Origin of the sequence: Arachnia propionica, assembly GCF_900637725.1 — a bacterium.
Taxonomy (GTDB): domain Bacteria; phylum Actinomycetota; class Actinomycetes; order Propionibacteriales; family Propionibacteriaceae; genus Arachnia; species Arachnia propionica.
In genome coordinates this window covers 3,263,492-3,286,456 of sequence record NZ_LR134406.1, presented here as the reverse complement: position 1 = coordinate 3,286,456, position 22,965 = coordinate 3,263,492, and the positions used below count along the sequence as shown (strand labels likewise).

Annotated in this window: 20 protein-coding genes; 9 read left to right on the top strand and 11 right to left on the bottom strand. The window is 66.0% G+C overall.

Translation table 11 applies throughout. The annotated features are described in order from the left end of the window. Positions 1-11: 11 nt before the first annotated feature. On the bottom strand, positions 12-146 hold the full coding sequence (locus tag EL272_RS14645) for a methionine/alanine import family NSS transporter small subunit (protein WP_014847985.1): 135 nt from the start codon (positions 144-146) through the stop codon (positions 12-14). Then, positions 143-1,690: a sodium-dependent transporter gene (locus EL272_RS14640; protein WP_041696872.1), complete on the bottom strand. Its 1,548-nt coding sequence runs from the start codon at positions 1,688-1,690 to the stop codon at positions 143-145. Before EL272_RS14640 ends, EL272_RS14645 begins: the two co-directional genes overlap by 4 nt. Before the next feature lie 246 nt (positions 1,691-1,936). On the opposite strand from EL272_RS14640, the gene EL272_RS14635 reads away from it, so the two are divergent. The 6 genes from EL272_RS14635 (at position 1,937) to EL272_RS14610 (ending at position 8,736) form a co-directional block, all read left to right on the top strand. After that, entirely contained in the window at positions 1,937-3,784 is a 1,848-nt protein-coding gene (locus tag EL272_RS14635; RefSeq protein WP_041696870.1) for a polysaccharide biosynthesis protein, read from the top strand. A gap of 1 nt (position 3,785) precedes the next feature. Then, positions 3,786-5,006: a glycosyltransferase family 4 protein gene (locus EL272_RS14630; protein ID WP_014847982.1), complete on the top strand. Its 1,221-nt coding sequence runs from the start codon at positions 3,786-3,788 to the stop codon at positions 5,004-5,006. An 87-nt stretch (positions 5,007-5,093) separates the two neighbouring features. Beyond that, positions 5,094-5,714: an imidazole glycerol phosphate synthase subunit HisH gene (hisH, locus tag EL272_RS14625; protein ID WP_061787491.1), complete on the top strand. Its 621-nt coding sequence runs from the start codon at positions 5,094-5,096 to the stop codon at positions 5,712-5,714. After that, positions 5,711-6,478 carry a HisA/HisF-related TIM barrel protein gene (locus EL272_RS14620; RefSeq protein WP_061787492.1) on the top strand — a complete coding sequence of 256 codons (768 nt, stop codon included), beginning with the start codon at positions 5,711-5,713 and terminating at the stop codon, positions 6,476-6,478. Before hisH ends, EL272_RS14620 begins: the two co-directional genes overlap by 4 nt. 12 nt (positions 6,479-6,490) lie before the next feature. Continuing rightward, complete coding sequence (locus tag EL272_RS14615; protein WP_061787493.1) at positions 6,491-7,612, top strand: N-acetyl sugar amidotransferase; 1,122 nt, start codon at positions 6,491-6,493, stop codon at positions 7,610-7,612. Continuing rightward, a complete protein-coding gene (locus EL272_RS14610) occupies positions 7,609-8,736 on the top strand; it encodes a glycosyltransferase (RefSeq protein WP_061787494.1) in 1,128 nt (375 codons plus the stop codon). The genes EL272_RS14615 and EL272_RS14610 overlap by 4 nt, the downstream gene beginning before the upstream one ends. Positions 8,737-8,863: 127 nt before the next feature. Here EL272_RS14610 and EL272_RS15370 read toward each other — a convergent pair whose 3' ends face one another. The 7 genes from EL272_RS15370 to EL272_RS14580 all read right to left on the bottom strand — a co-directional run bounded on the left by EL272_RS15370 (position 8,864) and on the right by EL272_RS14580 (position 14,974). Beyond that, complete coding sequence (locus EL272_RS15370; protein WP_157682489.1) at positions 8,864-9,025, bottom strand: hypothetical protein; 162 nt, start codon at positions 9,023-9,025, stop codon at positions 8,864-8,866. A gap of 40 nt (positions 9,026-9,065) precedes the next feature. Continuing rightward, entirely contained in the window at positions 9,066-10,229 is a 1,164-nt protein-coding gene (gene dltD, locus EL272_RS14605; protein ID WP_014847976.1) for a D-alanyl-lipoteichoic acid biosynthesis protein DltD, read from the bottom strand. Then, the gene (dltC, locus tag EL272_RS14600) at positions 10,226-10,471 is read right to left on the bottom strand and encodes a D-alanine--poly(phosphoribitol) ligase subunit DltC (RefSeq protein WP_197720275.1); all 246 of its coding nucleotides are present in this window, start codon (positions 10,469-10,471) and stop codon (positions 10,226-10,228) included. Before dltC ends, dltD begins: the two co-directional genes overlap by 4 nt. A gap of 24 nt (positions 10,472-10,495) precedes the next feature. After that, the gene (dltB, locus tag EL272_RS14595) at positions 10,496-11,641 is read right to left on the bottom strand and encodes a D-alanyl-lipoteichoic acid biosynthesis protein DltB (protein WP_014847974.1); all 1,146 of its coding nucleotides are present in this window, start codon (positions 11,639-11,641) and stop codon (positions 10,496-10,498) included. Further along, positions 11,638-13,134, bottom strand: coding sequence for a D-alanine--poly(phosphoribitol) ligase subunit DltA (gene dltA, locus EL272_RS14590; protein ID WP_014847973.1), 1,497 nt, complete (start codon positions 13,132-13,134; stop codon positions 11,638-11,640). Before dltA ends, dltB begins: the two co-directional genes overlap by 4 nt. Positions 13,135-13,229: 95 nt before the next feature. Then, positions 13,230-13,823: a sugar transferase gene (locus tag EL272_RS14585; protein ID WP_014847972.1), complete on the bottom strand. Its 594-nt coding sequence runs from the start codon at positions 13,821-13,823 to the stop codon at positions 13,230-13,232. Between the two features lie 2 nt (positions 13,824-13,825). Beyond that, the gene (locus tag EL272_RS14580) at positions 13,826-14,974 is read right to left on the bottom strand and encodes a DegT/DnrJ/EryC1/StrS family aminotransferase (RefSeq protein ID WP_014847971.1); all 1,149 of its coding nucleotides are present in this window, start codon (positions 14,972-14,974) and stop codon (positions 13,826-13,828) included. A 104-nt stretch (positions 14,975-15,078) separates the two neighbouring features. Here EL272_RS14580 and EL272_RS14575 point away from each other — a divergent pair, with 104 nt between their 5' ends. Then, the gene (locus EL272_RS14575; protein WP_061787495.1) at positions 15,079-16,533 is read left to right on the top strand and encodes a lipopolysaccharide biosynthesis protein; all 1,455 of its coding nucleotides are present in this window, start codon (positions 15,079-15,081) and stop codon (positions 16,531-16,533) included. A 16-nt stretch (positions 16,534-16,549) separates the two neighbouring features. On the opposite strand, the gene EL272_RS14570 is transcribed toward EL272_RS14575, so the two are convergent. Beyond that, complete coding sequence (locus EL272_RS14570) at positions 16,550-17,749, bottom strand: hypothetical protein (protein WP_123824011.1); 1,200 nt, start codon at positions 17,747-17,749, stop codon at positions 16,550-16,552. Positions 17,750-17,844: 95 nt separating this feature from the next. Here EL272_RS14570 and EL272_RS14565 point away from each other — a divergent pair, with 95 nt between their 5' ends. Both EL272_RS14565 and EL272_RS14560 read left to right on the top strand, forming a co-directional pair. Then, positions 17,845-19,092 (top strand): glycosyltransferase, encoded by a 1,248-nt coding sequence (locus EL272_RS14565; RefSeq protein ID WP_159424538.1) that lies wholly within the window; start codon positions 17,845-17,847, stop codon positions 19,090-19,092. A gap of 2 nt (positions 19,093-19,094) precedes the next feature. Continuing rightward, positions 19,095-20,447, top strand: a complete 1,353-nt coding sequence (locus EL272_RS14560) for an O-antigen ligase family protein (RefSeq protein ID WP_082793818.1) — start codon at positions 19,095-19,097, stop codon at positions 20,445-20,447. A 1,213-nt stretch (positions 20,448-21,660) separates the two neighbouring features. Here the strand turns inward: EL272_RS14560 and EL272_RS14555 are convergent. Beyond that, positions 21,661-22,962 carry an O-antigen ligase family protein gene (locus EL272_RS14555; protein ID WP_014847966.1) on the bottom strand — a complete coding sequence of 434 codons (1,302 nt, stop codon included), beginning with the start codon at positions 22,960-22,962 and terminating at the stop codon, positions 21,661-21,663. Between the last annotated feature and the right edge of the window lie 3 nt (positions 22,963-22,965).

The window sequence follows — 22,965 nt, the reverse complement described above, 5'->3', positions numbered from 1 at the left end:
CAGGCCAAGGTTCACGCCTCCTGGGGTACCTCGTCGTCAAGGGCGGACAGGTCCGGTCGGCGGAACAGGCTCACGGTCGCCGCGGCCAGCCCACCCCACAGGGTGAGGATGGCGACGATCATCATGACGATGGCTGCTGCACTCATGCGGACACCTCTTCGGAAACCTCGTGTTCGTTGTTCTGCTCGTCGAAATCAGTGCGGATGCTGCGCCGCCACGGAAGCAGCGTCAAAACCACCGCGATGATGATCAGCGCCGCGGACATGCCCCAGCCGAAGATCACCAGCAGATGCTGCGGGTAGTTCTCGTAGGGTTTGCCGAGCTTGCCGATGAAGTCGTTGATCAGCATGTAGCCAAGCACCAGCGGCGAGGCAACACCGACCAGCGCCATCCAGCCCCGGCCCACCTTGAAACTGGAGAAACGGTTGAGGTGGTCGCGCAGCACCGGGAGTTTGCGGACGAACCACACCGTCGCGATGATGCACGCCAGGGCCCCGCCGAGGATGCCGTACTTGTTGACGAACTCGTCGGTGATGTCGAGGAAGTACAGCCCCGTGGTGGTGGACAGCAGGAAGATGGACAGGATGGTCATCGGGATGCCGATCACGAGGGTGGCCTGCACCTTGGGGATGCCCAGCTTGTCGCGCACCGCGGAGACGACCACCTCGACGATGCTCAGCAGCGACGTCAGCCCCGCCACCGTCAGGGAGGCGAAGAACAACACACCCATCAGCGACCCGAGGGGGGCCTGGGAGATGATCGTCGGGAAGGCCACGAAAGCCAGCGTGAGGCCCTGGCCGGCGACGTCGGAAACCCCGAGCCCTGCCTGGTTCGCCATGAATCCGAGGGCCGCGAAGACCCCGATGCCGGCCAGCAGTTCGAAACCGGAGTTGGCGAAACCGACGACCAGCCCGGAGCCGGTCAGGTCGGTGCGGCGCTTCAGGTAGGAGGAGTAGGTCAGCATGATGCCGAACCCGACCGACAGCGAGTAGAAGATCTGCCCGAAGGCCGCCGCCCACACCGCGGGGTCGCCGAGCGCGCCCCACTTGGGGGTGAACAGGGCGTCCAGGCCCGTGCCCGCTCCGGGCAGGAACAGCGACTGCACCACCAGGACCAGGAACATCACCACCAGCAGCGGCATGAAGATCTTGTTCACCATCGCCAGGCCCTTGTTGACGCCCAGCGCGACGGTGATCAGGGTGACCGCCCACACCACCAGGATCGGGATGAACAGCGACGGCACGAAGTCGAGGCCGACCCCCGGGGTGTCCGCGACGTGCAGGAAATCCCGCATCAGGAAGGTCTTCGGGTCGGATCCCCAGGCCTGGTTGATGCTGAAGAGGGTGTACATCCCGGCCCAGCCGATGATCGCCGCGTAGTAGATGCCGATCACGAAGCAGACCATCACCTGCCACCAGCCGAGGCTCTCCGTCCAGCGTCCCATCCGTCGCAGCGACAGCGGGGCCGAACCGCGGTAGCGGTGCCCGAGGGCGTAGTCGAAGAACAGCAGCGGAATGCCCACCGCCAGCAGCGCGATCAGGTAGGGAAGGATGAATGCCCCGCCACCGTTCTTGAACGCGACGTACGGGAAGCGCCAGATGTTGCCCAACCCGACGGCCGACCCGATGGCCGCCAGGATGAAGTAGTTGCGGGAGTTGAAGCTCTCCTGCCTGGGCGCACGCTTTTCCATTGATTCCGCTCCGAGGGTTTTACTCGGTTCCACGGCTGGGTGGTACACCCGAAGGGTCGCGGAACCTTCACGATGAACGCTTCAACTTAGTACGAGAAAGATGTGGAAGTGGAGCGCGTCCAGCAAATGGGCGAGTCGGTTTGCAGGATTGTTATCAAACCAACCCTCCCTCGGCTGGGAGGAGCGAGGGGGAGCGGCGCTAGACTCAGCCACGTTCACCGCCCGTCAGGAGGAGTTTTGCGAACCATGACCACCCGAACCGGGCTCCTCCGTGCAGGACTGGCCCTGTGGGACGGAGCGAGCTGGAGTGTCGCCGCCATGGCGCTGGTCTTCGCCAGGTACACCCTCACGCTGGCCCGGCCGGAAACCCAGTTCGTCATCCAGTACGTCGTCGCCGCGGTCATCCTGCAGATCGCCATCGGCCTGATCACCAAGCTCTACCGTGGCCGTCACGGCATCGCTTCGTTCGAGGAGTCGGCGCTGCTGGCGCTCATCACCCTCGGGATCGGTTTGGTGCTCGGGATCTTCTCGGTCTTCTTCGCGACCCCCGGCTACCCGCGGGTGGTGACCTTCACCGTGCCGCTGGCGGCGCTGGTGCTGATGGCGGCGGGCCGTTTCCTGTTCCGCACCGTCAGCCGCTCCACCCAGCACCACGAGGGCGGGGAACCGGTCCTCGTCTACGGTGCGGGCAACGCAGGCCAGCAGCTCGGGCGGCTGCTCGCCTACGACCCCGACGCGCCCTATGAGGTCGTCGGTTACATCGACGACGACCCGGCCAAGAGCAACCTCCACGTCCAGGGAGCCAAAGTCCTCGGGAAGCGCGGGGACATGGTCTCCATCGCCCGGGCCCACGGCATCAACAAGATCATCGTCGCCATCCCCACCGCCGACCGCACGTTCATGCGCGAGATCTCCGAGCTGGCCGACGAGGCGGGCCTGGAGACGCTGGTGATGCCCTCCACGAAGGACCTCGTCTCGGGCCGCGTCGGCTTGGGGGACCTGCACCAGCTCAACGTCACCGACCTGCTGGGGCGCGCCCAGATCAAGACGAACCTCGGGGAGATCGCCGACTACCTGTCCGGCAAGGTGGTGCTCGTCACCGGGGCCGGCGGCTCCATCGGCTCCGAGCTGGCCCGCCAGCTCCACCGGTTCGGGCCGAAGGAACTGGTCATGCTGGACCGCGACGAGTCCGGCCTGCACGGAACCCAGTTGTCCATCTACAACCAGGGCCTCCTGGACACCCCCAACATGGTGTTGTGCGACATCCGTGACGTCGAAGCCCTCGACAAGGTCTTCGCCGACCACCGTCCCGACGTGGTGTTCCACGCCGCCGCGCTGAAGCACCTGCCGATGCTCGAGCAGTATCCCCTCGAAGGCTGGAAGACCAACACCATCGGCACCCTCAACGTGCTGCGCGCATCCGAGAAGTACGGGGTCCAGCGTCTGGTCAACATCTCCACAGACAAGGCCGCCGACGCCACCTCGGTGCTCGGCAAGACCAAACGCCTCGCGGAGGAACTGACCGCCTTCTACGCCGGCAAGACCGGTCGCACCTGGCTGTCCGTGCGGTTCGGCAACGTTCTCGGGTCGCGCGGGTCGATGCTGCACACCTTCACCCGCCAGATCGAGCAGGGCGGTCCCGTCACGGTCACCCATCCCGAGATCACGCGCTACTTCATGACCATTCCCGAGGCCTGCGAGCTGACCATCCAGGCCGGTGCCATCGGGCGGCCCGCCGACGTCCTGGTCCTCGACATGGGTGAACCAGTGCGGATCCTGGACGTCGCCAAGGACCTCATCAAACGCTCCGGCAAGGACATCCGGATCATCTTCACCGGGCTGCGCCCCAACGAGAAGATGCACGAGGTGTTGTTCAGTGACGACGAAGACCGCACCCCCACCACGCACGAGATGATCAGCCGCGTGAACGTTCCCGCGCTGGACCCGGAGCTGCTGGAAACCGTCGACGGCTCCGATCCGGAGTCGTTGAGCAGGCTGACCCATCAGCGCAACGCCAAGGAGGCGGCCCGGATGGCCGAGGAACAGGCCCACTCCGGTCTCGACGGAATCAACCTGGAGCGGCCCAGGTCCTGACATGCGAATCCTCTACATAGACCACTACGCCGGATCGCCGACCCTCGGGATGGAATACCGTCCCCACGCGATGGCGACCGAATGGGCGGGGATGGGCGCCGAGACCGTCCTGCTGGCGGGCACCCACTCCCACCTGAGGAAGAAGAACTTTCCCGACGCGAAGCCACTCGAACCCGTGGAGATAGATGGCGTCGAGTTCCGTTTCATCCGCAACCGCGCCTACGACGGCAACGGCATCGGGCGGGTGCTCAGCATGGCGGACTTCGTCGGCCGTGGTTGGCTGGCCGCCAGGCGGATCGCCCGCGAGGTCCGGCCGGACGCCGTCATCGCGTCCTCCACCTATCCCTTCGACACCTACCTGGCGCAGCGGGTCGCCAAGGCGTCGGGGGCGCTGCTGGTCCACGAGATCCACGACCTGTGGCCCCTGACCCCCATCGAGCTGGGCGGGCACTCGCCGAAGCACCCCCTCATGTGGGCGATGGCGCAGGCGGAGAAATCGGCCTACCGCAACAGCGACGCCGTCGTGTCCATCCTGCCGAACGCGGAACCCCACGTCCGGTCGCTGGGGATCGTCACCCCCGTGATCCCGATTCCCAACGGCATCGAGAGCGACGCCCCCCACGAGCCGGCGCCCGAGGCGTTCGCCTCGCAGGTCGAGGACCTCCACGAGCGCGGGCGCGCCGTCATTGGCTACGCGGGAGGCATGACCAACGCCAACGCCATGGACGATTTCGTCTCCGCGATGGCCCTGATCCGCGACGAACCCGTCACCGCGCTGCTGCTCGGCGACGGCCTGTACCGGACCGACCTGGAGAAGCAGGCCAGGGACTCCGGGGCGCACGTGATCTTCGCGGGCAGCATTCCCAAGTCGCAGGTGCACGAGGCGTTGAAGCTGTGCGATGCCCTCTACATCGGGTCGAAAACCAGCCCCTTGTACACCTTCGGGGTCTCGGCCAACAAGATCTTCGACTACATGGCCACCGGGGTCCCGATCATCAACGCCTTCGCGTCCGAGCACTCACCCATGGTCTACGCGGGCTCCACCATCCGCGCCCGTGGTGAGGACCCCGCCGACATCGCCCGCGCCATCAGGGAGGCCGTCTCCCTGCCCGCGGAGGAGAGGGCCAGGCTGGGGGAGCTGTCCGTGGCCTGGGTGCGTGAACACCACGCGATGCCCGTGCTGGCCAGGCAGTTCCTGGACGTGCTGGGCGGGCGGTTCTGAACCCCGCGATGACGGGCTAGGTCGTCGCTTCACAATGGTAGATTTACGGAGGACCGGGCGTCCGCCGGTCTGGAAAGGCTTCAGTACATGACGCAGGCCGCTGCCATCGGTGTGGTCAATCACGGTGTGGGAAACCTAGGGTCCGTGATGAACATGTTGCGTTACATCAACGCCGTCCCGGTGTTGGTCTCCACCCCCGAGGAGGTGGCGGCTCAGCACCACCTGATCCTTCCCGGGGTCGGCTCCTACGACGCGGGAATCGCCGGTTTGCGGGAATCCGGGATGGCCGACGCGGTCCTGGATCACGCGGCCGCCGGAAAACCCCTCCTGGGAATCTGCCTCGGGATGCAGATGCTGCTGGAGGGCAGTTCCGAGGGCGAACTCCCCGGCTTGGGTCTGATACCAGGGCATTGCGAGGCGTTCGCGGATCACGTGACCAATCGGCGCATCCCGCACATGGGTTGGAGGGATGTCCATTCCGTCGAGAACGGCGGTTTCGCCCTTCCCGATCCAGGACGCTTCTACTTCGCCCACTCCTACTTCGCGCCCTTGGACGAAGGCGGGATCACCTGGGCCCGCGCGACCTACGGGGTGGGCTTCAGCGCGGTCGTGGGCCGGGACTCCGTGGTGGGCATGCAGTTCCACCCCGAGAAGTCCCACCGTTTCGGCATGGCGGTGCTGACTGAATTCGCAGGATGGCGAGCATGAGAGCACGAGTGATAGCCACGATGCAGCTGCTGGACGGCTTCGTCGTGAAGACCCGGGGATACGGGAAGACGACCTACATCGGCGATCCGATCAACACGGTCAAGATCTTCAACGACAAGGGCATCGACGAGTTGGTGGTCGTCGACATCTCCGCCCGGCGTGGAAAACCGGTGGTGACTCCCGCCCAGATCGAGGACATCGCCACCGAGGCCTTCATGCCCCTCGCCTACGGCGGCGGCATCAAGACCTACTCCCAGGTGCGCGACATCCTCTCCGCGGGGGTCGAGAAGGTCATCTTCGGTTCCGGTCTGCTCGACGCGCAGGACACCGTGGCGACGGCCGCACAGAACTACGGCAGGCAGGCCGTGGTCGGTGCCATCGACGTCGGTGTCGACGACCAGCAGCGGTTCCGTCCCTTCCCGGGCGGCGGGGGACGGCCCCTCGACCTCGAACCCGCCGAATGGGCCCGGCAGGCCTGTGAACTGGGGGCGGGCGAGCTGATCGTCACGGACATGACCCGCGAAGGTGAGATGGGCGGCTACAACCTTGACTTGGTGCGCTGCGTCGCGGACGCGGTGCCGGTTCCGGTGATCGCGCACGGCGGGGCCGGCAGGGTCGAGCACTTCGCCGCTGCCCTGGAGGCGGGGGCCGCCGCCGTTGCTGCCGGGTCGATGTTCACCTTCTACGGCCCGCACCGGGCGGTTCTGATCACCTATCCGACGGAGCAGGAGCTGGATGCCGTCCTGCCGCAGATCAACGACTGACAGGAGCTGAGGATGACCGTTCTGGAGTGCAGCCACTGCATCATGCGCAGCGTCGACGACCCGGCCCTGGAGTTGGTCGACGGGGTCTGCAACCACTGCCGCCGCTACGAGGAGCTGCTTCCCAGCAGGGTCTTCACGGGAGCCGACGGCGAGGCGAAACTGTCCGCCATCGTCAAGGAGATCAAGGAGGCCGGCGCGAAGAAGCGCTACGACTGCCTGATCGGCCTGTCCGGCGGCGTCGATTCCACGTCGGTTGCGGTCAAGGTCAAGGAGCTGGGGCTGCGACCCCTCGCGTTCCACGTTGACAACGGCTGGAACACGGAACTGGCCGTCAGCAACGTCGAGAAGACGGTCAAGGCCCTTGACCTCGACCTGGTGACCGAGGTTCTTGACCTGCGCCAGTTCTACGACCTCCAGCGCGCCTTCCTGCTGGCCTCCACCCCCGACGCGGACGTGCCCGCCGACCACGCCATCCAGGCGTGCATGTGGAAGTTCGCGCGCAAGTACGGCGTCAAATACATCATCTCCGGCATGAACTTCCGCACCGAGGCGATCAGCGTCCCGTCGTGGTCCTACGGGCACTCCGACTGGCGCTACATCAAGGCCGTCCACGACAAGTTCGGGCGCGAGAAACTCACCACCTACCCGCATTTCGGGTTCACGGAGCTGGGCTACACCAACACGGTGGCGCGCGTGCGGATCGTCAGCATCCTCAACTACTTCGAGTACAACAAGGCCGCCGCGGTCAAACAGATGCAGGAGCAGCTGGACTGGCGTCCCTACCCGGGCAAGCACTTCGAGTCGATCTTCACCCGCTTCTTTCAAGGCTACATACTCCCCGTGAAGTTCAACATCGACAAGCGCCGCGGGCACCTGTCGGACCTGATCAACTCCGGCCAGCTCACCCGCGAACAGGCTCTCGAGGAGATCGAGCACAACGACTACACCGAGGACCTGATCCGCCGCGACCGGGAGTTCTTCTGCAAGAAACTGAACTTCACGGATCGCGAGTTCGACGACTTGATGGCCGCGCCCGTGAAGTCGTTCCGTGACTACAAGAATTCCTACGGTTTCGTGCAATTCCTGCGAAACGGCGTCAACGTGCTCCGCAAGAGAGGTTGGTATCCGAAGTGAGTCTCGCCCTGCATCTCTACCAGTCGCCCATGGACAACGAGTCCAGGTTGATGCGGATGGCGCGCAGCCTGGTGGCAGCGGACCTCGGCGTTCAGGTCCGGCTGGTGGGCTTGCAGGTGGACGAACGTTCCGGTCTGCAACCGGTAGAACCCGGCATCGTGATCGACCGGGTCGGTTCCCCCACCCCGAAACACGACACCCTCGTGAGCCGGTTCCAGAAGGTCGGGGGCTGGTTCCAGGAGGTCTACCGGGGCTACCGCGACGCCGACATCGCCGTAGTCAGTGCGCACGCCGTCTGGGCGCTGCCCCTGGCGTGGGCGCTCGCAAAACGGGCGAAGGTCCCGCTGGTCTACAACCCCCACGAACTCGAGACCCGCACCCCCACCATGACCGGGGTGAAGAAGACCCTCGCCGAGCAGGTGGAGGCCCGTTTCATCCGTCGTTGCCAGGTGGTGACCGCCGTCAACGACGAGATCGCTGACTGGTACGCCGGCCACTACCGGATCGCGCGGCCGCTGGTGGTGGTCAACTATCCGGCAAAGGTGACTCGTGGACGCCCCGCCCGTGACCTGCGGGGCGAACTGGGGTTGTGTGACGACGAGGTGTTGTTCGTGCACACCGGTCACCTGACCGAGGGGCGGAACATCCCGCTCATTCTTGAGGAGTTCGCGGCAGGGGCCAGGCATCACGTCTTGTTCGTCGGGGCGGGGGACATGCAGTCCCTGGTTGATGAGGCTGCGGCGCGGTCGCCGTTCATTCACCGCATGGATCCGGTGCCACCCGATGAGGTGGTCTCGGTGGTGGCGGGTGCTGACATGTCGCTCGCGTTGATCGAGACTCTGTCACAGTCCTATGCATGGGGTTCGCCCAACAAGCTGTTCGAGGCTCTCGCTGCGGGAGTTCCGGTCCTGGCCTCCGACGTTCCCGAGGTGCGTCGCCGCCTGGGGCCTCTCGCCGGGGAGCTGATACTCTCCTCCCCGAAGGACCAGCTGCGGGGATTCCTGGCCCGTCTGGACCGCCCGATGGCGTTGTCGTACCGGGAGCACCTGATCCCGCTGCCCACGTGGGAGGAAGGCGTCGAACCCCTGGTCGAGACCTACCGGGCTCTTCTCCAGGGCGGCTGAGCCGATCGGTGGGCCAGCTGGTTGGGCCGGCCTGCTCGGCCAAGGGCTCACGGCCTGGTTTCAACCGGGTTTCAGGAAGGTGTCTGAGTTGACTTCCCCTTCGGGAAGACCGCCGTCCCGGTGTCTCTCAGAACTGCTCGTAGATGAAGCCGCCGCTGAGTGGCGGGCCGAACAGCAGCACCAGCAGGATCGCCAAGAACATGAGGAAGGCCAGTAGCGTCCACAACCAGGTGCCGAATCTCGGCTCCGGCACGTCGAACGGCGGCAGGTTTCCGTCTTTGACACGCACCGGATTCACAGTGGGTTGCTCGCCCAGTCCTTGGAGGTGGTCAAGAAAGCGCGAAATCGATGCAGGCCCGGTTGACATGCAGCCACCCCTTCCATCCCAGATGCATCACGTCGTAAAGGAAATACGGGTCGTATTCGTGACCCGAGAAATCTGCCAGCTTGGCACCGTGTTGGGCGGCCACCTGCCGGATCCGTTCGTAGTACATGGCTCGCCGTCCCGCCGGGTATCCGGTGTAGTCGTACCACGTTCCGTGCACCGGGGCGCTGATCAGTAGCACCTCGATGCCGTGGGCCTTCGCCACCTCCAGGAACAGCTCCAGGTCTCCGTACTCCGGGGAATCAGCTGCGTAGTCCAACTCGGCCATCGACCCCTTGGACTTCTCCAGGGCCGGTTTGACATAGGTCGTGTAGTAGTTGTCCTCAATGTTGAGGTCATTGCTGGAGGCCGCATCTCCCTCCCGCTCGGCCGCGGCGAACTGTGCTTCCCAGTCGATCCCGGATACAGGTGTTGCTCCATCCGCGATGAAGTACGGCGCGGTGTAGCGCGCACCGTCGACGGCCGACTTCGCCAGTTCCACGCGGCCGCTGACAGCCAGCTCCACCCGGTCAAGCCGGGCAGCGGGATGCGTGGAGGTTTGGCGTAGCGCGGCGACGCGATTCGCGATGCGCTGCCGAAGATCCTCACTCAGCCGGGAATCGCCCAGCAGCCGGTTGTAGCTCTCCGCGGAGAACACGTCCTGGAATGCCCCCGGCAGCTCGCCCTCGTTGGTGAACCACTGGGGCGAAACGATCAGAGCGACTTTTTTCAGCGGCGTCTCGGAGGCGGTCGCGGACAGCACGATTGCTTGGTGAAGCGACTGGGTGTAGCCGCGTCCCGAGACGAACAGGTCGAAGTCGCTGACATGCTGCGGAAAGAACCGGGCGGGGTTCTGCGGGGCCGGTGAACTCAGCTCGGACGAACCGAACAGCAGCAGATTGCGGTTGCCTTCCGGGGCACCTGCCACCGCACGGGAGTAGGCCGTGGGGTCACGCAGCCGGTTCAACGTGGTCGCGTAGAACAGGTCGCGTTTCGACAGGCTCGACTGCCCGTTGGCGAACACCTCAGTGCCGAAGAAAGCCGGTAATGCCGGGGTGAAGAAGAACCCCGCGAACAACGTGCCACCGAGCGAGACTCCGAGCAGCTGGGTAGCGGTACGGCGTTTCACAGTTTCTCGTTGACGAACGCCAAGATCTTGGTGACCGTCGAGACGTCGTCGCGCTCGATCTCGGTGGGTGGCACCTGGATGCCGAACTCCTGCTCCAGGCCGAACAGCAGTTCGACGAAGCCCATTGAATCGATCAGGCCGGCCTCGAACAGGTCGAGGTCCGGATCCGACAGCACTTCATCAGTGTCGCAGACCTGGACGATCAGGGCGGAGACCTTCTCTTCAACTTCCGTCATGCTCATGCCTTTCATTGTCGTCGTGGTCGCTCAGTGGGCGAAATGCCCCGAGAACAGCAGGAAACCGAACATCGCCAGGTGGAACGTGGCCGCTATCCCCAGCAGCCGGTACCAGAGCTTCTTGTGATGCTTCTTGTAGAACCCGGATTTGCGTTCGTAGATGTCGTTGAGCACCAGCAGCACCCCGTGGTAGACACCGTAGACGATGTAGAACCACTCGCTGCCGTGCCAGATGCCCATCAGGGTCATGTTCACCAGCAGCGCGACGTGCGAGGCCCGCACCTTGTCCTTGAACACCTTGCGGCGCATGAAAGCCATCAGCAGGCGGGTGTAGACGTAGTCGCGCAGCCAGAACGACAGGGTGATGTGCCAGCGGTTCCAGAAGTCCTTGATCGACTCGGACAGGAACGGCAGCCTGAAGTTCTGGGGGGTGCGGATCCCGAACAGGTACGAAGCCCCGACCGCCATCAACGAATAGCCGGCGAAGTCGAAGAACAGGTTGAACCCGTAGTAGTACATGTAGCGCACGGTGCCCCACCGCGAATCCGGCAGGTCACGCAGCCAGCCCGCGAACAGCGTGGCCAGGGCAAATTTGTAGAAGGCACCCAGCACGATCAACCACAGCCCGCGGCCGAGGATCGCCAGGTATTCCCCAGGCTTGAACCGCCGCTCCGCGTCCTGCAGGAACCGGCGCGACCGGTCGATAGGCCCCGACGAGACCGTCGGGAAGAACGCCACGAAGTACAGGTGGTCCAGCACCGACTGGCTCTTGATGAGTTTGTCGGAGATCTCGACGATCACCTGCACCGCGCGGAAGGTCAGGTAGGACACCCCGATGAACCCGAGGCTGGGGAAGTGGAACAGGCCCGTGACCTTCACCAGGATCAGCGGCAGCAGGGCCAGGACCACGGCGGCTCGGCGTTCCCAGGCGTTCTTGTTGCCGTGTGTCGTGATGAACCACAGGTGCAGCTTCATCAGGACCGTCTCGCCCACCAGAAAGGCCCCCAGCAGGGCCAGCTGCTTCAGACTGCCGGCCAGGGTGATTCCCAGCATCGCGACGGTCGCGAACAGCCCGTAATACTTCAGGTTGCGCCCTGTCAGTCCGAGGACGACGGCAGGCAGGGCCAGCGCCGCGAGCGCCACAAAGAAGGTGAGCTCACCAAAGGCCGCGATCACAGGGCGGCCCGCAACGCCGTCCGGTCGGCCTTGCCGTTGGCGGTCAGCGGGATCGCCTCGACATAGCTGAAGGACTTGGGGATCATGTAGTCCGGCAACAGGCCCTTCAACTGCTTGCGCAGCGCCACCGTCGTGCGCAGCGGGCTTTCGGGGACCTCCGGGAGCTGCACGAAGGCGTGCAGGTGGCTGATCGGACCGCCATCCTCCTTGGTCACGGGCAGCACCACCGCGTGCTGCACGTCCGGCAGGCTCCGCAGGTTCGTCTCGATGTCCTCGATCTCGATGCGGTAGCCGTGCAGCTTCACCTGGAAATCGATGCGACCCGCGAAGTGCAGCATCCCGTCGCGCAGGAAGCCGGCGTCCCCGGTGCGGTAGGCGCGCTGACCGTTCACGACGGTGAACTGCTCGGCGGTCAGTTCGGGCTGGCCGAGGTAGCCGAGGCTGACGGTGTCGCCCGCGATCACGATCTCCCCGGTCTCTCCCTCGTCCGCCAAGGTGTCGTCGGGGCGCCGGATCTGGATCGTGGTGCCGGGTTTCGGGGTTCCGACCGGCAGCACGGGGCAGGCGTCGAGCAGATCGTCGTCGCACACCACCGACGTGACGGCAACCGTCGACTCGGTGGGACCGTAGGTGTTGATGACACGCGCATCCGGGAAGCGACGACGCAACTCGCGGGCCGTCTCATTGCTCAGGGCCTCACCGCAGAACAGGAAGGTGCGAAGCCTCGGCAGCAGGGTGGCGTCGAAGGCCTTGGAGGCCAGACACAGGTCCGCGAACGACGGGGTGGAGACCCAAACCGTCGCGCCGGAGCGGCCCACCTCCTCGTACAGGTCCTTGAACCGGGCTATGTGGTCGCGGTCAATGCTGACCATTTTCGCCCCCGAGGCCTGCGACATCATCAGTTCGTAGACGGACAGGTCGAAGGAGAAAGGCGCCTGGTTCAGCAGCACGTGGCCGCCGTCCGGGGCGGGACCGATCAGCGTCAGCGCCCAGTCGACGAAGGCCGCCACCGATGCGCGGCTGATCTGGACCCCCTTGGGTCGCCCGGTGCTGCCGGAGGTGTAGATGACGTAGTACGGCTCGTCGTCGCCTACCGCTTCGAGGTCCACCTCGCCGGATTCCGCCGTCGCGAGGCGTTCACGACCCCACACCTCGATTCCGGGCACCTCGACCGGGTCAACGGCCAGCAGCAGCCGGGCGCCCGAACTCTCCATGATCGCGCGCAGCCGGGAGGCCGGGGTGGAGCTGTCGACGGGAACGTACGGATGCCCGGACTTCACGCAGGCGAGGAAGGCCACCAGCATCAGGGGGTGTTTGTGGCCGTGGACGATTACCGGGGTGGAGTCGTCCGGGAAGGCGGCCGCGATCGCCCCAGCCAAGGATGTGGAGCCGGATTCCAGTTCGGCGAAGGTGAGTTCCTCGTCACGCCAGCGATGGACGACGCTGCTTCCCGATGTCGCCGCATGAGCGGATACGGCTGCGATGATGTCCAAGATGCCTCTCCCTGGGATTGTGGGGCCTCGAGAAAGTATAAAGGTCCCAACGGATGGGGCTGGTTGAGCCAGTGCTTGACCGCCGGGGGTTCGGTTCAGCTGCGGAAGATGGCCGCGATGGTGCCGAGGATGATCTTGATGTCGCCGGTGAAGCTGCGGTTGCGCACGTAGTCGCAGTACATGGCGACCTTTCTCGGCAGGATCACCTGCGTGTAGTGCTTCTCGGGGTCCTCGGCGGCCGCCAACTCGTCCTGCTCGTTGCGGTACGCGATGGCCGCGGGATCCGTGATGCCGGGACGCACCGAGAGGATTTCCGCGCGGGCCTCCTCGCCCCACAGCTCGACGTACCGGGGCACCTCGGGGCGAGGCCCCACCAGGGACATGTTGCCCAGGGCCACGTCGATCAGCTGCGGCAGTTCGTCGAGTTTCGTCTTGCGCAGCACCTTCCCGAGGGGGGTGATGCGGTTGTCGTCGGCGCTGGTCACCTGGGAACCGGAGTTCGCCACCCGCATGGTGCGGAACTTGTGGATCCGGAAGAGACGCCCCCCGCGGCCCACCCGTTCCTGGCGGAAAAAGACGGGGCCGCGGTCGCCGAGCCACACGAACAGGCTGACCAGCACCAGGATCGGGGCCAGCACCACCAACCCGATGACGGAACTGACCAGATCGAAGACACGTTTGGCGATCATGGTCACTCCAGGATGGACCGGACGGCGTCGACGACCTGCGTGACGTCGTCGCCGGTCATGGCGGAGAAGATCGGCAGGCTGACGGCCCGGGCGAACTCGGCGGTGGCGACGGGGAAGTCCTCCGGGGCGTGGTGGTAGGTGTCGCGCCAGTAGGGCTGGAGGTGGAGGGGAATGAAGTGCACTGAGGTACCCACCTCGTGTTCCGCCATCAACTCGATGAAGCGGTCGCGGGAGACTGGCGCGTCGGGGTTCAGTCGCATCACGTACAGGTGCCAGGCGTGGCTGGAATCCTCGGGTGCGTGCGCCGGGAGTGTGACCGGCAGGTCCGCGAAGGACGCGTCGAAGCGGCTGGCGATTGCCGCGCGGCGGTCGGCCATTTCGCTGGCTCGTGTCAGCTGCACACGTCCCATCGCCGCCGCGGTGTCGGTGAGATTGTACTTGTAGCCCGGTGCGACGACGTCGTAGTGCCAGCTCGGTTTGGTGGAGGAGTAGCGGTCGAAGACGTCGCGGTTGATGCCGTGGAGCCGCATGGTGCGCATCCGGGCGGCCAGATCGGCGTCGGGGGTGACGACCATGCCGCCCTCACCGGTGGTCATGGTCTTGGTGGCGTAGAAGCTGTAGACCGTCGCTTCGTGGCCGTGCGTGCCAACCAGTTTTCCCTCGTTCAGGGTCGGGAACGAGTGGGCGGCGTCCTCGACGACCTTCAGGCCGTGGCGTTCCGCGAACCCCGTGAGGGCCCCGTCGGGCACTGCGAGCCCGGAGAAGTGCACCGGGGCGATGGCGATGGTGCGGTCGGTGACCTTGCGTTCCGCATCCTCCAGGTCGATGCACAGGGTTCCGGGATCGACGTCGACCAGGACCGGGTCGCCCCCGAGGTAGCGCACCGCCTCGGCGGTGGAGGTGAACGTCCACGTGGGAACCAGCACCTCGGTTCCGGGACGCACCCCGATGGCCTCGAAGGCCAGGTGCAGGCCCGCGGTGGCCGAGTTGATCGCCACCCCGTGGGCGTCGGCGCCCAAGAACTCGACGAACTCCTTCTCGAAGGCGGCCGCGTTCGGACCGGTCGTCAACCATCCGGAACGCATGGTCTCGACGACGGCCTCGATCTCGGCCTCGGTGATGTCTGGGCGCGCGAACGGAAGGAAAGCCATGGATGGGAGCCTACACGCGCGCCCCGGTTACGCCTGCCCATGTCCGTCGACGACGGCACGGGGTAGCCTGAACCGGTGATTTCCGACAGTCGAGGGGACAGGGCATGACGTTCACCCCGGTGCAGCTCAACTCCCCGGCGAAAACATCGAGTGCCCGCAAGGGCATCTTCTCCATCATCACGGTCGGTCTGCAGGGCGGAACCCGCACGATCTCCAACTGGTTGATCGCCCGGGTTGCGGGGCCGGCCATCTACGGGGCGGTCGCCAACGCCTTCTCCCTGGCCTCACTGCTCCACACGTCCTGGCCGTCCAGTGCCCAGCAGGCCGCGTCGAAGTTCATCGCCCGGGCCCGCGGCAAGCAGGACGACGCGGAGATCCACGCGGTCGCGAACCACATCTCGACTCGGGTGCTGCAGGTCACATGCCCGTTGGCCGTGGTAGCCCCGGTGCTGTGGATGACGCTTTACGGCGGGACCTGGTGGGAGGGGCTGTGCGTCAGCGCGATGCTGATCACGCTGTGCACGTCCACCTATGCCCGCGGGGTGCACTTCGGGGCCGGGCAGGTGGCGCGCGGCACCAGGGTGGACATCGTCTCCAGCGTCATCGGGATAGCGGGGACGGGCCTTCTGCTGGCGCTCGGGGTGCACAACCTCCTGCTGACCGTGCCTCTCAGCCTCGCGCTGGGGGCCTACTCGCTGCTGTGCTGGCCATGGACCGCTCACGGACGCCCCGGGCGGGGGCTGCGCAGCGAGATCGACAAGTTCGTGACCTTCTCCGCCATCGGCTCCATCGCCAGCTCGGGCATGCTGTACCTGTCCCAGATGATCACCGGGTGGTTCGGGGACGCCGCCTCGGGCGTCTACGCCGCCGCGGCCCAGCTCGTCACCCCGATGGCCATGATCACCGGCGCCCTCACCGCGGTGCTCTACCCGGCTCTCGCCGCGGCGCACGGCGCGGGGGACAGTGAGAAACTGCGTTCCCACACCGACCTGACCACCCGCGGTTTCGTGGCGTTGCTAATCCCGGTCTTCGGGGCCCTGGCCATCGCTTCCCGGCCCCTGATCCACCTGATCTACGAGCTGGGGCGCGGGAAGGAGGGCTACATGGAGGCCGCCGTCCTGATGCCGGTGTTCTGCGTCGCCCTGCTGCTGAACAACGTTGCCACCCCGTCGGTCAGCGCAGTCACCAGCGGCGCGCACAGGAACGTGCGCTACTCGATGCTGCTGTCCCAGGCCGGGTTGCTGACCGCGATCGTCGTGTGGGTGACGACGGTGCCTTTCCTCGGGCTCTTCGGGATCGCTCTGGGCTACGGTGCGGGCGCCACCCTGACCGCCCTGTCCCTGATGGGGGTCGCATGGCGGCAGACCGGTCAGCGGTGGAACGGGCTCGCGTTCTTCCTGCTCGGAAGCGCCGCCCTGATCGGACTGGCGTCCTGGGCTGTCCAGAGCCTGTCACCCTCCTACTGGATCGACCTGGTGGCCGCCGTGATCTTCGGGATCGTCTGGCTGGGCCTGTCGGTGCGGCCGATACGACGGGTCATCTCCGCCCTCAGGTCCTGAAGGGTGTTCCCAGGAGTCAGGGCAGGACCAGGCCAGCGACCTTCACGCCGGTTGCCTCGACCAGGTTGAGGACCTGGGCGACGTCCCGGCGGGAGCTGGTGCCCCGCCGCACCACCAGCAGGGTGGTGTCGGCGAGTTTCGCGCCCAGGACGCCGGCGCTCGATGCGGTCAGGGGACCGGTGTTCACGAGTACCCAGTCGTGCGTGGCGCCGAGTTCCCTCAATGCCTGGGCGTATCCGGTGCGGGTGAGGAACTCGCCGGGGTTCGGGACCGGCCCGCCGGCCCCGACGACGTCGATCCCGTCGGCAGGGGAGACGACATCGGCCAGGGTGGCGCGCTGGCCTACCACGTCGGCCAGCCCCTGGGTGTTCCCGAGGGGACGGGAGGCCAGGTCCAGGTCGACCAGGGCCACGCTGGCTCCGCTTCTCGCGGTTGCGGAGGCCAGTTCCCGGGCCAGGTCGGTGGCCTCGGAGTCGATCCCGCTGACGGCGATGACGTTCTCGCCCGGACCCGCGGACAGATAGGGCAGGCCCTGGCTGAGTAGCTGAGCCATGTCGTTCAGTCCGGAAGCGGTGAGCACCGCGTCGTCGGTGAATTCCCGCAGGTCCTCGGGGCTGCGGATCTTGTCATCGAGGAAGGTCCGCAGGAACAGGTAGAGGAAAGCGACCAGCAGGCCGACGGCAACGCCGACCATTGCCCGGGTGAGTGTCCCCATGGTGGAGGCGGCACTCGGCTCGGTGGTCACCTCGATGGAACCGACAGTCAGCTTCACGCCCGCGTAGGAGGGCAGCGCGTTGTCATCGACGGCCGCCCGGAACTCGTTGCCGATGGCGTTCATGACGGTGGTGACGCGCTCCTCCGGGCCGCTCAGCGACGCGGTGAACACCAGCGACTGGTTGGGGGTGCGGACGTCGAGGGCCTTCTTCAGCTGCTCGGCGGTCATGGCCGGATCCACGGTCTTGCCCGCGGGGGTAAGCACCCGCGGTGAGGTCAGCAGTGCGGGAGCTGATGCGGCGAGCTGGTCGATGGCGGGTTTCTCGCCCGTCGGGGAGGTGCCCTGCTCCGTGACGTGCATCGTGATGGTGAGCGATGTGGTGTGCTCGGGCTTGTTGGTGAACTGAACCACCATCGCACCGAGGACGGCGGCCAGGATTCCTGCCAGCAACGCACCCAACCAGTAGCGGGACACTAGCCTGAGATACGATCGCACTGACATCAAGAAGGGCCCTTCCACGTGTGATGATTCCAACAGCTTAGCGGCAACTCTGCGTAGACTGAGCCTGCCCAGTTACTAGGAGGAAGAGTATGCCGGTGCAGCCCAGCGTAGTGTGGATCACGTCCGGGTTCCCGTATGGCGGTGGGGAACAGTTCATCGAAACGGAGGTGCCCCACTGGGCGGAGTTCAAGGGCAGGGTCATTTTTCTGCCCGAGAACCACATGGGCCGCGGCAAGCGGCCCACGCCACCCGAGGTGGAGGTTGACACTGGGTTGATGTCCGACTGGCATCGTCGTTCCGCTCAGCTGAAGAACTCCTTCAAGGCCTTGTTCTCCCCGGTCCTCTGGCGTGAACTGAGGTATCTGTTCGGCACGAAACGGGTCAGTTTCTACAAGCTCAAACATGCCTTCCTGTCCGTGGTGCGGGTGCAGATGGAACTCCAGCACCTGCGGCGGATCGCGGCCGGGCTTCGTCGCCCGATCGACGTGGTCTACACCTACTGGTTCTCCGTGGGCACCTGCGCCGCGGTTCTCGCGCAACGGGAGGGGATCGTCAGGAAAGTCGTGTCGCGGGCGCACAACAGCGAGTACTACGAGGACGCCAGGCCGGAGGGGTACACGGCCCTGATGCGCCAGTTCGCACCCGAGATCCACACCCTCGCTGTCATCTCGCAGCACGCCGCCGAGTACGCGTCGCGCTACGGTCTCGGCCCTGGGCAGGTGAGGGTGTGCCGGCTCGGGGTCCTGGACTGCCCGATGTGTGTCCCCGCGGATCCCGGAACCCTGGAGTTGATGTCGGTCAGCACCCTGAGCAGGTTCAAGCAGCTCCACATCATGATCGACGCCGTCCGTCTCGTCGCCGAGGCGCTGCCGGAGGTCAAGGTCGTCTGGCGGCACGCGGGCGACGGGCCGCTGCGTGAGGAACTCCACGCCTTGGTAGCCGCGAAACTGAACGGTGTTCCCAACCTGACCCACGAGATGCTGGGGCACATCAACAACCCCGACCTGCTGAAGCTGTACGCGGACAGTTCCGTAGACCTGTTCCTGAACACCAGTTCCAAGGAGGGCGTGCCGGTCTCGATCATGGAGGCGATGGTGCGCGGAGTTCCCGCGATCGCCCCCGACGTCGGTGCGATCCGTGAGGTCGTGCTGCCGGAGTTGCTGCTCCCGGCCGATCTCACCCCGAGGGACATGGCCGACCGGGTGCTGGCATACCACGAACGCGCCAAGGATCCCGCGTTTCGCCAGCAGGTGCGGGAACACGCGCTGGCCTCCTACAACGCGGACGCGAACTATCCGGCCTTCGTCCGCTACATCGGCGAGCTGGCGGAGCAGGACGGGTGAGAATGACGAGAGCAACGACCGCCGGGCAGCGCAGGAGCCTCCAAGGATTCACCTCGGTGCTTCTGTTCCTGATGCCGGTGGTGGCTTCCCTGGGTTCGGTTGTCTCGATCGGCGGTTTCGCCGCGGCCCGGCCTCTGGCCGCCGTCCTGGTGGTGGTGACCTTCCTGGTCACCCCGCGCTGGAACCGCGTGTCGATCTGGATCGTGGTTCTGATCGTCTGCTGGCTGGTCTGGGGGTTGGTGATGCCCCACGGCACGGACGCCTTCAAACGCCTGCTCTCGATAGCGCTGAGCTTGGCGAGTGTCCTGGCCTTCGTCCTGTACCCGTGGACCCGGGAGAGGCTGCGGCTGCTTGGGCGGGCTTGGTTGTTCGCGTGGATCGTGGCGGTGATACCGGCGATCTACGAGATCGTCAGCGGCAAACACCTGCCCAACTACCTGTCGAGTTCGCCCGGCTGGGTGCGGGAGTCCTCCGACGACATCGCCTCCTATTTCGTCAACCCCAATCCCTTCGCCTATTTCCTGTGCGCCGCCATGGCCGTGTTCATCATGGCCTCGCGGCTGGAGAAACGCTGGGTGCGCAACGTGATGCTCGTCTGCTGTGCCCTCAGCCCGGTCATCATCTACCCGACCAACAGCCGGCTGGTGCTGGCGGTCTCGTTGGTGATGCTGGTGTGGATGGTGGCCACCCGGGAAGTCGTGCGTCCCCGGCTCAAGTTGCTGACGGCGGTGTCGGTGACGCTGGTCATGGTAGCGGTCGTGGTGCTCATCAGTTCCCCCGCCATCATGAACCGCATCTTCAACTCGTTCGAGGGGTCGGGATCCGACCGGTTGAAGCTCTACATGAACGCCATCTGGATGTTCCTGTCGACCTTCGGGCTCGGCATCGGGCCGGGCATGTTCGAGAACACGATGCGGCGCAACCGGGTGCCCTACATCACACACGAGGCCGTCAATCCGCACAGCGGCGTCTTCGAGATCCTCAGCCAGTACGGTTTCCTCATCGCAGCACTGGTCGGGGCGGCTCTCATCGCCGTGGCGTGGCGTGGCATGCGCGGCCTCGGCAGGATCGACGAGGCACCCGAGTACCGGATGATCCGGCAGGGAGTCGTGATCACCGCCATCATGATTCCGGTCCTTTCTTTCGGCGACAGCACCTTCCTGGACTCCCCCATCGCATGGATCCAGGTGGCCACGTTGCTCGGTTTCTACTGCGCCTACCGGCAGATCGCCCGTCCCGTTCCGAAGTGGGCGAGGGACGGTGACCCGGAGGTGCCTGAAAGATTCCGGGTGGTTCGGCGGACCCTGGCCGCGGATCGTCGTGACGACGAGCCGGTGGCGGTGCCGGCCGGATGACGGGCGAGCCCACCCGGTTCTCCCGGTGGGGGAACCGGATCTCGTGGCTGCTCGTGCCCTTGGCTGCGGTGATGCAGTTCGTGTGGCTGAGACGACCCGTGAGCATCGCGGGTGTGACGATGACGCTGGAGTTGCCGCTGTTCGGATTTCTGGCGTTGATCGCCGCTCCTTGGGCGGTGGCGCGGATCCGGGTGATGAATCGGTGGGTTCAGGTGTTGGCGGGAGTCTTCACCGTCCTGATCGTTTATGCCATGGTGGGTATCGCGTGGCGTGCCGGTCCCGTAGTTGAAACCTCCCACTTGACTGTGGTTCCCGGCTCCTATTTGTTGGTGCCGCTGCTGACGGCGCTGCTCGCGATGGCGGCCGGTCTCGGACTCGCGATGGCCGCGGACCGGCGGCACCTTCCCGTCGTGCTGACTTGGGCGGCGGGGGCGTTGGTGGTCGCAGGATTCGTGGCCTGGCCGCGTCAGGTACCGGTGCATCGTTCCCTGCGCCTCGCGACGGCGCTGGGAGGATCGGCCTCGATCCACCTGGTGTTCTTGCTGGCGGCGGCCGTCGGGCTGGGCTGGTACCTGCGGTCCCGCGGGACGGTGCGGTCAGTGGTGGGAGCGGCCGGACCTGCCTGGCCGGGACTGGTGCTGGTTGTCCTCGGGGTCACGGGTGTGCTGGCGACGGGGTCGCGCGGCGGCCTGCTGGCCCTGGTTGCCTGGGTGGTGCTGCTTGCCGTGCAGCTGTTGTTCGGCCGGAACGGGCGGCAGCGGAGGCTGTGGCCTTGGCTCGTGACGGCCGGGGCCGGCATCGGTGTTGCCGTTGTGGTGGCTGTCCTGTTCCCCTCCCTCGGGCGGCTGTTCTCCCTCGGTGATCCGCTGCGGGAACAGAACTTGTTCTCCGCGCTGACCTGGTGGACGCGGGACTGGCAGACGATCGTCGCCGGTGCCGGGTCCGGGCAGGTGTGGCCCTGGTTCGCCATCGACAGCGGCCTGGTGCCCGCACCCGGCGAACGGATGGTGCCCACTCCTGCCGGCCAGGTGCTGCTCAGCCCGCACTCGACGCTGCTCGCGGTCGTCGTCGAACTGGGCCTGGTGGGCGCGCTGCTGGCGGGGGTGATGGTCTTCGCCCTCTGCAAGCTCGCCCTGCGGGGGCGCGAGGACGCCTTCGCCGCGCCGCTGGCGCTGGCGCTGCTGGCAACCCTGGTGGCCTTTCTCTTCGACACCTACCTGTTCAAGGAGTTCGGCAACGCCTTCTGGTGGTGGCTGGCCGCGGGAGCCGTCGCCGTTTGTTGCTCGCCCGTGGAACGGCAGGCGCTCAGCAACAGCACCACCAGCCCCAGGTGAGCGCCCATCAGCGGCTGGCTCAACCAGGTCGAGTGGGCCGTCGACAGCGGCAGCACGGTCACGGTCAGGGCGATCGCGGCCGATCCCAGGGCGCGCGTGAGCGTGTCGCCGCCGCGCATCCAGCGGCAGGCACACACCACCATCGCCACCAGGGCCGCGGCGAACACCGCGAAGGTGACCACCCCGTACTCGCACAGCACCTCGGTCAGGCCGGAGTGGGCGTTGTTGAGCCCGTAGAACTGGTGGGGGTTCTCCGGCAGCAGGGCCCAGTGTTCGAACCCGCCCGGCCCGGTCCCCAGGTAGCCGGTGTGCGGCAGGATCCACAGCGCCGAGTTGAGAAGCAGCAGACGCACCCAGATGGAGGAGCCGGGGGCGGTGGCTTGATCCAGGTGCAGGTATTCGAGTGCTTGGCTTCCTGGCGGCATCCCGAGTGCCATGGAACCGGCCAGCAGCGCCAGGAGGATGACGGTGACCAGGCGGGTGCGCCGGTTGCACAGCAACCACACCACCACGCCGATCAGGAAGGCGATCTGGGCGAGCCGTCCGCTGGTGCGCAGCAGCAGCACGATCTGCCAGGCTGCGAAGGGAATCAGGAGCCAGCGTGTCCAGCCGGGCGCCAGACGCCACGCCAGGGGAACAAGCAGCAGGCCGACTGTGATGTGATATGCGTACAGGTTGGGGTTGTCGTAGGTGGCGGCGATCAGGTTGTAGGTCCAGTCCAGGGGCTTCCAGTAGACGGCCGGGGTGTTGCCGGGAAGGTACTGATCGGTGAGGATCTCCCAGGTGCCCACCACACCCGTCACCGCAAGTGAGGCCAGCCAGCCCCACACCGCGGCGCGAACCATGCCACGATCAGAACCGAGAATGCTGAACGCCAGGCAGACCAGCACCGCGAACCCGAGGACCGCCCCGTGACTGAGCTGCACACCTTGTGGGAAACGCAGTGCCCCGAGCGCCCCGAAGGCGAGGAACACCGCGGAGACCACCACGACCCCCACCAGCACCGGATCCTTGGAGGGACGGCGCAGGAACTGCCAAGCGGTTCCCGCCGCCAAACCAAGGATGACCAGGCGGGAGGGCATCAACAGCCCGCTGGGAAGGTAGATCGATACCGCCACCAGGGAGGGCAGCACGAAGATCCCGATGCGGATCAGCCACTGTTCGAGCCGCTTGTTCAGCACATG